12 protein-coding genes and 1 pseudogene are annotated in these 11760 nt (G+C 65.1%); 8 read left to right on the forward strand and 5 right to left on the reverse strand.

The genetic code is table 11. The features are described from left to right. Positions 1-174: 174 nt before the first annotated feature. From ramB to N416_RS0120795, 5 genes are all read left to right on the forward strand, one after another. On the forward strand, positions 175-1602 hold the full coding sequence (gene ramB / locus N416_RS0120775) for an acetate metabolism transcriptional regulator RamB (protein ID WP_024444015.1): 1428 nt from the start codon (positions 175-177) through the stop codon (positions 1600-1602). Next, positions 1599-2138 carry a carboxymuconolactone decarboxylase family protein gene (locus tag N416_RS0120780; RefSeq protein ID WP_024444016.1) on the forward strand — a complete coding sequence of 180 codons (540 nt, stop codon included), beginning with the start codon at positions 1599-1601 and terminating at the stop codon, positions 2136-2138. Before ramB ends, N416_RS0120780 begins: the two co-directional genes overlap by 4 nt. Positions 2139-2144: 6 nt before the next feature. Further along, a complete protein-coding gene (locus tag N416_RS0120785; RefSeq protein ID WP_231384366.1) occupies positions 2145-3602 on the forward strand; it encodes a DUF92 domain-containing protein in 1458 nt (485 codons plus the stop codon). A gap of 219 nt (positions 3603-3821) precedes the next feature. Beyond that, complete coding sequence (locus N416_RS0120790; protein ID WP_036458873.1) at positions 3822-4751, forward strand: cyclopropane mycolic acid synthase family methyltransferase; 930 nt, start codon at positions 3822-3824, stop codon at positions 4749-4751. 56 nt (positions 4752-4807) lie between these two features. Then, complete coding sequence (locus N416_RS0120795; RefSeq protein WP_024444019.1) at positions 4808-5692, forward strand: cyclopropane mycolic acid synthase family methyltransferase; 885 nt, start codon at positions 4808-4810, stop codon at positions 5690-5692. A gap of 30 nt (positions 5693-5722) precedes the next feature. Here the strand turns inward: N416_RS0120795 and lpdA are convergent, their stop codons facing one another. Further along, positions 5723-7123 carry a dihydrolipoyl dehydrogenase gene (lpdA, locus tag N416_RS0120800; protein ID WP_024444020.1) on the reverse strand — a complete coding sequence of 467 codons (1401 nt, stop codon included), beginning with the start codon at positions 7121-7123 and terminating at the stop codon, positions 5723-5725. A 253-nt stretch (positions 7124-7376) separates the two neighbouring features. Here lpdA and N416_RS0120805 point away from each other — a divergent pair, with 253 nt between their 5' ends. The 3 genes and pseudogenes from N416_RS0120805 to N416_RS22025 all read left to right on the forward strand — a co-directional run bounded on the left by N416_RS0120805 (position 7377) and on the right by N416_RS22025 (position 10140). After that, positions 7377-8240, forward strand: coding sequence for a cyclopropane mycolic acid synthase family methyltransferase (locus N416_RS0120805; RefSeq protein ID WP_024444021.1), 864 nt, complete (start codon positions 7377-7379; stop codon positions 8238-8240). Between the two features lie 40 nt (positions 8241-8280). Further along, positions 8281-9168 (forward strand): annotated as a pseudogene (locus N416_RS22020) (cyclopropane mycolic acid synthase family methyltransferase); the annotation flags it as partial. 108 nt (positions 9169-9276) lie between these two features. Then, positions 9277-10140: a cyclopropane mycolic acid synthase family methyltransferase gene (locus N416_RS22025; RefSeq protein WP_036458880.1), complete on the forward strand. Its 864-nt coding sequence runs from the start codon at positions 9277-9279 to the stop codon at positions 10138-10140. 26 nt (positions 10141-10166) lie between these two features. On the opposite strand, the gene N416_RS0120820 is transcribed toward N416_RS22025, so the two are convergent. From N416_RS0120820 to N416_RS0120835, 4 genes are all read right to left on the reverse strand, one after another. Beyond that, positions 10167-10715, reverse strand: a complete 549-nt coding sequence (locus tag N416_RS0120820) for a hypothetical protein (protein WP_024444022.1) — start codon at positions 10713-10715, stop codon at positions 10167-10169. Next, on the reverse strand, positions 10708-10986 hold the full coding sequence (locus N416_RS0120825; RefSeq protein WP_081654652.1) for a putative holin: 279 nt from the start codon (positions 10984-10986) through the stop codon (positions 10708-10710). The genes N416_RS0120820 and N416_RS0120825 overlap by 8 nt, the downstream gene beginning before the upstream one ends. 29 nt (positions 10987-11015) lie before the next feature. Beyond that, complete coding sequence (locus tag N416_RS0120830) at positions 11016-11432, reverse strand: DUF779 domain-containing protein (protein WP_024444024.1); 417 nt, start codon at positions 11430-11432, stop codon at positions 11016-11018. A 13-nt stretch (positions 11433-11445) separates the two neighbouring features. Further along, positions 11446-11760: aldehyde dehydrogenase family protein (locus N416_RS0120835; protein WP_024444025.1), on the reverse strand; the 315-nt coding region annotated here is incomplete at its 5' end.

Raw genomic sequence — 11760 nt, forward strand, 5'->3', positions numbered from 1 at the left:
ATCAGCGGGACGCTATCAACACGTCGGGATGTGGGTCCGGCACCGGCATCAAAACCTTGGCCAGGCCGGTCGGCTCCTGCGTCTGCTGCATCGGTGCTCCCGTGGTCTTCCCTGAGCGGATCATGCCATGCCAACAATGCGAATGCGGCCTTCACAGCAGGTAGGGTCGATCAGGTGGCCAAGACGTATGTCGGCGCCCGGGTGCGCCAGCTGCGCAGCGAACGCGGGTTCAGTCAGGCTGCATTGGCCCAGATGCTGGAGATCTCCCCGAGCTACCTCAACCAGATCGAACATGACGTTCGTCCGCTGACCGTCGCGGTGCTGCTGCGGATCGCCGAGGTCTTCGGTGTGGATGCCAGCTTCTTCGCCTCCCAGGACGACACCCGGCTGGTCGCCGAGTTGCGCGAGGTCGCCATGGACCGCGATCTCGACATCGACGTGGACCTGGCCGAGGTGGCCGAATTGGTCAGCGCCCACCCCAAATTGGCCCATGCGATGGTCAACCTGCACCGCCGCTACCGCATCACGACGGCCCAACTCGCCGCGGCCACCGAGGAGCGCTTCTCCGACGGCAGCGGCACCGGCGCGATCACCATGCCGCACGAGGAGGTCCGCGACTACTTCTACCAACGCCAGAACTACCTGCACGAACTCGACACCGCCGCCGAAGATCTGGCCACCCGGATGCGCAGGCACCAGGGCGAATTGGCCGTCGAGCTGGCCAATCGACTCACCGAGGTGCACGGAGTGCACATCAACCGCCGCATTGATCTGGGCGAGACGGTGCTGCACCGCTACGACGCCGAAACCCGCACTCTGGACATCTCCAACCATCTGTCCTGGGGACAGCGCGTCTTCAAGATGGCCGCCGAACTGGCCTACCTGGAATTCGACGACCAGATCTCGGCCATGGTCGAAGAGGGGAAGTTCACCTCAAAGGATTCCCGCACTCTGGCCCGGCTCGGGTTGGCCAACTATTTCGCGGCGGCGATCGTGTTGCCCTACGGGCAGTTCCACGACAGCGCCGAGACATTCCGCTACGACATCGAACGGCTGTCGGCCTTCTACCGAGTCAGCTACGAGACCATCGCCCACCGGCTGTCCACCCTGCAGCGGCCGTCGATGCGGGGCGTGCCGTTCTCCTTCGTCCGGGTCGATCGGGCCGGCAATATGTCAAAACGGCAGTCAGCCACCGGTTTTCACTTCTCCTCCAGTGGCGGCACCTGCCCGCTGTGGAACGTCTACGAGACATTCGGCAACCCGGGGAAGATCCTGGTGCAGATCGCCGAGATGCCCGACGGCCGCAAGTACATGTGGGTGGCGCGCACCGTCGAACGCCGTGCCTCCCGCTGGGGCCAGCCGGACAAGACGTTCGCGATCGGGCTCGGTTGCGAACTGCGCCACGCCCACCGGCTGGTCTACTCCGAAGGCCTGGACCTGGCGGCCGGCCACGATGTGCCTGCCACGCCGATCGGAGTGGGTTGCCGGGTCTGCGATCACGACAACTGCCCGCAGCGGGCCTTCCCCGCGCTGGGCCGTGACCTGGATCTCAACGAACATCGCAGCAGTGTCTCGCCGTATCTGGTAAAGCAACAGCGGTGACTTCTCGTATCCCCGAATCTCCCGGCCTGCGCGACCTCGGTCTCGCCAACTGGCTGGTCTGCAAGGTCATCGCCCTACGCCAGCACGTCCCCCGGGCGCACCTGTTCACCACCCTCGGCCAGCACAAGCGGCTGATGTGGGCCTGGCTGCCGTTCGGCGGCGTGCTCATGCGGGGCGGCAAGTTCTCGGCCCGCGACACCGAGTTGGTGATCCTGCGGGTCGGGCACCTGCGCGACAGCCAGTACGAACTGCAACACCATCGCCGGATGGCCCGCGCGGTCGGTATCGACGACGCCACCCAGACGCGGATCTTCGAAGGCCCCAGCGCCGACGGGCTCACCGACCGGCAGCGGGCATTGCTGACCGGGGTCGATGAACTGGTTCAGACCCGCACCCTCTCCGATGCCACCTGGGCACAGCTGGCCGAACACCTGGATCGCCCCCGGCTGATCGAATTCGTCATGCTGACCAGCCAATACGACGCACTGGCCGCCACCTTGAGCGCACTGCGGGTGCCGCTGGACTTCGATGAGTAGTCCTGCGTGACGGCTACCGTGAGCCACGACCTGGCCGTCGCCGGGGGCGGGGTGCTGCTGATCGCCGCGGTCTTGATCGTGGTGGGACGCGCACTGGCACGACGCGGGGCCAGCCCTTTGGTCACCCGCAAGATCCCGCACGCGCTGTGCGGGTTGTTCGCCGCCCTGGCGGCCTTCCAGCTCTCGCATGGGGTGGTGGTTGCCGGGGTGCTGGCGACGGCGACGGTGGCCTTGACGGTCATCGTGGAGCGCGGTCTGATCCCGGTTCCCGGCGTGTTCGACGGCACCCGGTCGCGCGACTACGGACTGGTGGGCTTCGCCGCCGGGGCGTTGGTCGCGGTGCTGGCGTTCTGGCCGGACCGGGTCGCCATCGCCGCGGGTGTGGTGGTGCTCGGGCTGGCCGACGCCGGTGCGGCGCTGATCGGGGACCGCTACGGCAGACACCGGGTCGAAGCCGGTGGCGGGGTGCGCTCGCTGGAGGGGTCGGTGGCCTTCGTGGCCATCGCGTTCGCCGTGTCCTGGGTGTTCTGCCGGGACGGGCTTGAACTGAATACGTTTATGGCGGTGTCGGTTTCGCTGTTCGTCGCGATGACCACCGCCGCGGTGGAACTTTTGGTGCTGCCCGCGGCGGACAACCTGCTGATCACGCCGTGGGTTGCCCTGCTGCTGCACCTGGCGCGGGAGCTCTCGACCGACGACGCGCTGCGATGGCTGGCGGCGGTGGTATTCGGTTGCGCCATCGTGCCGTTCATGCTGCGGATGCGGTGGCTGGATATGCCGGGCGCGCTCAGCGGTGGCCTGATCGCCGGGGTCGCCGTCGGCCTCGGCGGGTGGGGCTGGATCATCCCGGCCGCACTGTTCTTCTCGCTGACCAGCCTGCTGACCGCGTATCGCCGCCCCGTCCGGTCCGGGGGCATGCGCACCATGAGCCAGGTCGCGGTGAACGCCGGCCTGCCGGTGCTGATTCCGGTGATCGGCTATGCGTTCACCGGGGACCAGCTCTGGTACGCCGTGTCGATCGGCGGCATCGCGGCCGGTATCGCCGACTCCTGGGCCTCGGAGATCGGCCGCTTCTCGTCCCGAGAGCCGCTGTCGCTGCGCACCCGGACGCGAGTGCCCAAGGGCACCTCGGGAGCGGTATCCCCGTTGGGTTCGGCTGCGACGGTGCTGGGCGCACTGGCCGTCGGCGCATTCGGCGCCCTGTTCGGCGGGCTCGCGATGGTGCCGGTGGGCCTGGCGGCCGGCGTCGCCGGCTCCCTGGTCGACACCCTGATCGGCGCTACCGTGCAGGCCCGCTTCGTCTGCGCGTCGTGCGGTGCGACCGTGGAAGACGGCCTGCACTGCGGCGCGCCGACAACGGCGTCGACCGGCTGGCGTTGGATGGGCAACGACGCGGTCAACGCCTGCGCGAACGTGGCCGGCATGGTCGTGGGGTTCGGGGTTTTCGCGGTTTTCGGGGGCTGACCCGGCGAATCTTCGAGCTTGGCCGGTGTGCCGCTCCCGCGCAGCATCTGCGGTATATCTGCACGCTCGGGCACTCGGCACCGGCTACCTGAACGTGGCACCCGTTAAGTGCCAAAAACTCACAGCGCGCTCCTATCTTGGGGGGCGTAGTGTCGGCCCCAGTGTTGAGCCACCAGCACGTCATTTCCCTGACATAGGTCTCTCCCGAGAGGACCAACGGTGGCACCTCCCACACGCGCACCCCAAGCCAAGTCCCAATGGCTGTCGCAGTCCGCAGCACAGACTCGCGGATCAGACAAAGGCGAGGTGCAGTTCCACTACGACATCTCCAACGACTTCTTCAAGCTGTGGCAGGACCCGTCGCAGACCTACAGCTGCGCATATTTCGAGCGCGACGACATGACGCTGCAAGAAGCGCAGCTGGCCAAGGTCGACCTGTCGCTGGGAAAGCTGGGCCTAGAACCCGGGATGACGTTGCTCGACATCGGCTGCGGCTGGGGTTCGACGATTCGGCGGGCCGCCGAGCGCTACGACGTCAATGTCATCGGCCTGACCCTCTCGGAGAACCAGAAGCAGCACATCGAGGACAACGTGTTCGCGAACTCCACCAGCACGCGCCACATGGAAGTGCGGCTGCAGCCCTGGGAGGAGTTCGACGGGCAGGTCGACAGAATCGTGTCCATCGGCGCGTTCGAGCATTTCGGCTTCAGCAAGTACGACGACTACTTCAAGAAGACGTTCAGTTGGATGCCCGACGATGGGGTGATGCTGCTGCACAGCATCGTCATCCCCAGCGACGAGGAGATCAAGGCCAAGAAGCTGCCGCTGACGATGTCGCGGCTGCGGTTCATCAAGTTCATCATGGACGAGATCTACCCTGGCGGACGCCTTCCCTTGGCCGCGCAGGTAACCGACCATGCGGCCAACGCCGGCTACACCGTGACTCGCGAGCAGCACCTGCAGCCGCACTACGTTCGCACCTTGAGCACATGGGCGGCCAACCTCGAGGCCAAGAAGGACGAGGCCGTCGCCATCACGTCGGAAGTCGTCTACGAGCGGTTCCACAAGTACCTCACCGGCTGCGCCGAACTGTTCGAGACGGGCTATACCGACGTCGTCCAGTTCACCTGCGAGAAGGCGCCCGCATGACCGGGTTTGCCCGAATCCGCCGGCCGGATCGGGGCGGCGGGTAAGTGGCGGGGCAGATGGGCGACAGCACGCGCGGTGCACCGACGATGGCGGTGGCCTACGCCGATGTGCAGGCCCACTACGACATCTCGAACGACTTCTTCGGCTTGTTCCAGGACCCCACCCGGACCTATAGCTGCGCCTACTTCGAGCGCGAGGACATGTCGCTACAAGAGGCGCAACTCGCCAAAATCGATCTCGCCCTGTCCAAGTTGGATCTCGCCCCGGGGATGACGCTGCTCGATGTCGGGTGCGGGTGGGGGTCGGCGATGCAGCGGGCAATCGAAACCTATGACGTCAACGCGGTGGGGTTGACGTTGAGCAGAAACCAGTGCAGCCTCGGCCAGCGACTGCTCGACGACGTCGACAGCGAACGCTCACGCCAGATCCTGCTGCGCGGGTGGGAGGAATTCGACCAACCGGTCGACCGTATCGTCAGCATCGAAGCCTTCGAAGCCTTCCCCAAGGAGCGCTACGCCGCGTTCTTCGGGTTGTGCCACCGGCTGATGCCCGACGAGGGCCGGATGGTCCTGCAGACCATCATGGGCCACCCCCTCAAGCGCTGGCCGGAAATGGGCATCCCGATCACGATGACGGACCTGCGGTTCATGCGCTTCATCGCGAAGGAGATCTTCCCCGGCGGCTCGGTACCGTGCGACGAGGACGTCGTCGAATTCGCTTGCGCTGCAGGGCTCTCCATCGCCGACCGCCAGGATCTGACGCCGCACTACGTGCGCACGCTGGACACCTGGGCGACGCGACTGCAAGCGGCCCGCGAGCAAGCGATCGCAGTGACCTCGCCAGAGGTCTACGAGCGGTACCTGAAGTACCTGCTGGGCTGCGCAGACTTCTTTCAACGAAATGTCAGCTATGTCGCCCAGTTCACGCTGGCCAAAGGCTGACAGCCGCGCCGAGCGCACCGACTCGAGGAATCAGAAGTTGATCATGTGTCCCGTCAGCCCGTGGAAGCATTCCTGCAGCGCCTCCGACATGGTCGGGTGGGTGTGCACGTTGCGGGCCAATTCGTTTGCCGTCAGATCCCACTTCTGTGCCAGGGTCAGTTCGGGCAGCAGCTCCGAGACGTCGTGGCCGACCAGATGACCGCCGATCAGCTCACCGTAGCGGGCATCGGCGATCAACTTCACGAACCCGCTGGGGTCGCCTACGCCGTGCGCTTTGCCGTTGGCGGTGAACGGGAACTTGACCACTTTGACGTCGTAGCCCTCGGCCTTGGCCTGCTCCTCGGTGAGCCCGAAGCTGGCTACCTGCGGCTGACAGAAGGTGGCCCGCGGCATCATCCGGTAATCGCCCAGCGACATGGTTTCAGCCCCGCCGATGGTCTCGGCTGCCACCACGCCCTGCGCCTCGGCGACGTGCGCCAGCTGCAGCAGCCCGGTGACGTCACCGATGGCATAGATATGCGGCACCGAGGTCTGCAGGTATTCGCCGACACCGATGGCGCGACGCTCGGTCAGCGCGACGCCCGCCGCCTCCAGCCCGTAGCCGTCGACGTTGGGGGCAAAACCGATGGCCTGCAACACCTTGTCGGCCTTGAGTTCCTCGGTCTGACCGTCCTTGCTGACCGTGACCGTAACCTGGCCACCGGCGCCGCTGTCCACAATGGACTCGACCTTGGTTCCGGTCCGGATCTTGACGCCCAGTTTCTTGAACTGCTTCTCGATCTCTTTGGACACATCGGCGTCCTCGTTCGGCAGCGCCCGGGGCAAGAACTCCACCACGGTGACGTCCACGCCGTAGTTGGCCAGCACGTAGGAGAACTCCATACCGATCGCTCCGGCGCCGGCGATGATGATCGAGCTCGGCAGCTCCCGGCTCAGGATCAGTTGCTCGTAGGTGACGACGTTGTCCGACAGCGAGGTGCCCGGCACCAGCCGGGTGCTCGACCCGGTGGCAATGATCGCGTTGGTGAACGTAACCGTCTCGCTACCACCGTCGTTGAGCGCCACCGACAGTGTGTTCGGGTCGGTGAAAGTGCCGTAGCCGTGGATCTCGGTGATCTTGTTCTTCTTCATCAAGAAGTGCACGCCGGCCACCCGGCCCTCGGCGACCTTGCGGCTGCGGTCGAACGCGGCGCCGTAGTCGAAGGTGGCCGTGCCGCTGATCCCGAAGGTCTGGGCCTCCTTGGTGACGATGTGCGCCAGCTCCGCGTTGCGCAGCAGCGCTTTGGACGGAATGCAGCCGACATTGAGGCAGACCCCGCCCCAGTACTTCGGCTCGATGATGGCGGTGTTCAAGCCCAGCTGGGCGGCACGAATGGCCGCGACATATCCGCCGGGACCTGCTCCAAGAACGACGACGTCATAGTGGGTCACGGACCCACCCTAGCGGGAAGGGGCTGCGCGCCGCCCGGGCCCGCGCACACCGGCCCGCTGTTTCCCGGCCACGGTCTACGGGTATCCCGCCGCCGAACTTTGCCGCAGCCGCGTTCGTGTAACCCGATAGCAGCTCCGAACACCTGCTGTGGGGTTGACATGCAGAACAGATAGCTCGGCGCCGCCGAGCCAGGGGGAAGGCGCGGCCGGTCATCTGACGGACCGCGTAAACAATTTGAGGGGGAAAAATTTCATGATGAGCTCACTGCGGCCGCATTTCGAGGATGTGCAGTCGCATTACGACCTGTCCGACGAGTTTTATCAACTGTTTCTGGATCCGACGCAGACCTATAGCTGCGCGTATTTCGAACGCGAAGATATGAGCCTGGAGGAAGCTCAGCTCGCGAAAATCGACCTGGCGCTGGGCAAGCTGGGGCTGCAGCCCGGGATGACACTGCTTGACGTCGGCTGTGGCTGGGGGGCCACCATGCGCCGGGCCGTGCAGCGTTACGACGTCAACGTGATCGGGCTGACCTTGAGCAAGAACCAGGCCGTTCACGTCGCGGCGGCCTTCGACGCGATGGACAGCCCGCGCAGCAGCCGCGTGCTCCTGCAGGGCTGGGAAGAGTTCGACGAGCCGGTCGACAGGATCGTGTCGATCGGAGCTTTCGAGCACTTCGGTTATGACCGCTACGACGACTTCTTCGAATTCGCCTACCGCGCGCTGCCGGCCGACGGGGTGATGCTGCTGCACACGATCGTGGCGGCCGGAAGCGCAGAGTTCCAAGAACGCGGGCTGAAGATCACGATCGAGTTGCTGCGATTCGTGAAGTTCATCATGGAAGAGATCTTCCCGGGGGGTCGGCTGCCACAGGTGTCCCAGGTGGACCGGCACGCGACCGCAGCCGGCTTCCATGTCACCCGGGTTCAGCCGCTGCGACTGCACTACGCGCGCACGCTGGACCACTGGGCGGCGGCGTTGGCAGCCCACCGGGACGAGGCGATCGCGATCCAGTCCGCCGAGGTCTACGAGCGCTACATGAAATACCTCACCGGCTGCGCCGAACTGTTTCGAAACGGCAACACCGATGTCTGCCAGTTCACCTGCCAGAAATAGCCCACGGCGCGTTCGCGGCATTTCGAAAGGAAACCGGACCATGGTTGAGGAATCGATTCGCAATAGACCCATGCGCCCCCATTTCGAGGACATCCAGGCGCATTACGATCTCTCCGACGACTTCTTCGGTCTGTTCCAGGACGCCAGCCGCACCTACAGCTGCGCCTATTTCGAACCGCCGGAGCTCACGCTCGGCGAGGCCCAGATCGCCAAGATCGATCTGAACCTGGACAAGCTGGAACTGCGGCCGGGCATGACGGTGCTCGACATCGGCTGCGGCTGGGGCGCCACCATGCGACGTGCGGTCGAGAAGTATGACGTCAACGTCATCGGGTTGACGCTGTCGAAGAACCAACTCGCCTATACCCGCCAGCTCCTCGACCAGCTGGACAGCGAGCGCTCACGACGGGTGCTGTTGCACGGCTGGGAGGAATTCCACGAGCCGGTGGACCGGATCGTGTCGATCGAGGCGTTCGAGCACTTCGGCTTTGAGCGCTACGACGACTTCTTCGGCAACTGCTTCAAGATCCTGCCCGATGATGGGCGGATGACGATCCAGAGTAGCGTCAGCTACCACCCTTACGACCTCAATGCCCGCGGCAAGAAGCTCAGTTTCGAGACGGCGCGGTTCATCAAGTTCATGGTCACCGAGATCTTCCCGGGTGGCCGGCTGCCGTCCACCGACATGATGGTGCAGCGCGGCGAGAAAGCGCATTTCGTTGTGCCCGAACCGCTCTCGCTACGTCCGCACTACATCAAGACACTGAAGATCTGGGGCGACGCACTGGAAGCCAACAAGGACATCGCCGTGCAGCTCACTTCCGAAGAGGTCTACCAGCGCTATATGAAATACCTGCGCGGGTGCGAACACTACTTCGCCGACGAGATGCTCGACGTCAGCCTTGTGACGTACCTCAAGCCGAAGGCGCCTAGCGACGTTTCGGCGCACGGAGCAGCACGACCCGTTTCGCCGCAGCCTGCGGATCGGTCGGTGCCGCCGGGGCGAGCGCCTGATCCACCGAAAGGCGAGGCCGCCATGGCCAAAGAACTGACACCACATTTTGAGGACGTCCAGGCACATTACGACCTGTCCGACGACTTCTTCCGTTTGTTTCTGGACCCGTCGCAGACCTACAGTTGCGCCTACTTCGAACGCAATGACATGACGCTCGAAGAGGCCCAGCTGGCCAAGATCGACCTGGCGTTGGGCAAGCTCGACCTGCAACCGGGAATGACGCTGCTCGATGTCGGCTGCGGCTGGGGCGCCACCATGTCTCGGGCGATCGAACGCTACGACGTCAACGTCATCGGCCTGACCCTGTCAAAGAACCAAGCCGCCTATGTACAGCGGACTTTCGACGCGATGAACAGTCCCCGTGACCGAAGGGTGTTGCTGCAGGGGTGGGAACAGTTCGACGAGCCCGTAGACCGGATCGTCTCGATCGGGGCCTTCGAGCACTTCGGCCACGACCGCTATCCCGCGTTCTTCTCGATGGCCTACGACGCACTTCCCTCCGACGGCGTGATGCTGCTGCACACCATCTGTGGCATGAACCCCAAGTACGCCAAGGAACTAGGCATTCCGTTGACGTTCGAGTTGGCTCGCTTCATCAAATTCATCATGACCGAGATCTTCCCGGGCGGCAGGCTGCCGTCGGTCTCGATGGTCGAGGAGCGCGCCGCCGAGGCCGCCTTCACCGTCACCCGGGTGCAGTCCTTGCAACCGCACTACGCCAGGACCTTGGACTGCTGGTCGGAAGCGCTGGAATCGCATCGCGAGCAGGCCATTGCGATCCAGTCGCAAGAGGTCTACGACCGCTACATGAAGTACCTGACGGGCTGCGCGAAGATGTTCCGGCAACGCCAGGTCGATGTCAACCAATTCACCTTGGCGAAGTAGGCATTCGGGATGAGCTGCCCGTCAGCTCAGTACGGCAGAACCCCGGCGACGCAGCGACTCACATGCTGGCAGTAGTAGTGCCCGTAGAGCGGCGCAGCGGCGAGCGCGGCGGCGAACACCGCCGACATCAACGCGATTGCCACCGCCGACATCAGCGGTTTCTCCCCCACCATCGCCGCGATCACCCCGGCGACCACGCACACCGCGACATAGATCAGCACAACAAAGACGGCCGGCGTCTTGTCGGCCAGGCTGTACCACCAGGCGAAAAGGCCCAGGCCGATCCCGGCTGCCGGAATCCACACCGCCAACAGCACCAGGGCCAGCTGCCACCACTTCAGGTATTGATACTGACCGGTGAGGACCACCGGTTTGGGTGGTTTGGCCGCCGGCAGCGCGGACGGCGGCGTAGCGCTTTCCGGGTCGGCCCACGGAATCGGCTCGGCACCGGTGTGCGGTTCGTCCGGCGCCTCAGCCGGCCCGGGCAGCGGTACCGGGTGCGGCCCGGTGTCGAAGATCGGCGCCATATGCGGCTCGGTCATCGGCAGCGAGCCCGTGTCGGTGGTCTCAGACACCCGACACCACCTGAATCGCAGCCAGCGCGCCGAACCACCCGACCGCCATCGCGAGCAGAAACGCACCCAGGGCGACTACCCACCGGCGCGAGGAGACGAACACCAGCACCAGGCCCGCGATGCTGGGGGCGCCGAGCACCAGCGTGATCGCGACGTCCGGACGCAGCGGCGTGGTGATGACCAGGCTCAAGCCGATCCCGGCCAAGATGCCGACCGCTACGCCGACCAGCATGGCGCTGCTCAACAACCAAGGCCGTGGCAGCGGAATCACACCGACAGATTTTACGGCGTTCGCGCCGGTCAGCGTGGTAGCGACCCGGTGATCACCGGGACTGTTTCCAGCAGCGTGTTCTCGTCGCCGGTAAAGGCCCGGCTGCGCGTCAGAAACCGCATGCCCTCCGGCGCCTCCAGGCTGAACCCGGCCCCGCGGCCCGGGACCACGTCGATGATCAGCTGAGTGTGCTTCCACGCGGCGAACTGCGGGCCGGAGATCCAGACCGGCACTTCGATGCCGGCTCCCCCGTTTTCCAGGTCAAGTACACCGAGCAGCACATCGTGGTCACCGACGATGAAGTCGCCGTCGGGGTAGCACATCGGCGCCGACCCGTCGCAACAGCCACCGGACTGGTGAAACATCACCGGACCGTGGCGTGCCACCAGCCGCGCCAGCAGTTCGGCGGCGGGATCGGTGACCAGCACCCGGTCCGGTGCGTCCATCAGAGCATGCCCATCAAAAAAGACCCTGTGCCGTCTGCGAGTAGGACACCAGCAGGTTCTTGGTCTGCTGGTAGTGGTCGAGGACCATCTTGTGGTTCTCCCGGCCGATGCCGGACTGCTTGTAGCCGCCGAACGCCGCGTGCGCGGGATAGGCGTGGTAGCAGTTGACCCACACCCGTCCGGCCTGGATGTCGCGGCCGGCCCGGTAGGCGGTGTTGCCATCGCGGCTCCATACCCCGGCGGCCAGCCCGTAGATGGTGTCGTTGGCGATCGCGATCGCGTCGTCGTAGTCGGTGAAAGACGTCACCGAGACCACCGGGCCGAAGAT

The organism is Mycobacterium sp. UM_WGJ (assembly GCF_000455125.1).
Taxonomy (GTDB): domain Bacteria; phylum Actinomycetota; class Actinomycetes; order Mycobacteriales; family Mycobacteriaceae; genus Mycobacterium.

Coding starts and splice junctions, on each gene's coding strand:
- N416_RS0120805 (WP_024444021.1), top strand. CDS start 7,377: ATGATGAGCTCACTGCGGCCGCATTTCGAGGATGTGCAGTCGCATTAC.
- N416_RS22025 (WP_036458880.1), top strand. CDS start 9,277: ATGGCCAAAGAACTGACACCACATTTTGAGGACGTCCAGGCACATTAC.
- N416_RS0120795 (WP_024444019.1), top strand. CDS start 4,808: ATGGGCGACAGCACGCGCGGTGCACCGACGATGGCGGTGGCCTACGCC.
- N416_RS0120830 (WP_024444024.1), bottom strand. CDS start 11,432: ATGGACGCACCGGACCGGGTGCTGGTCACCGATCCCGCCGCCGAACTG.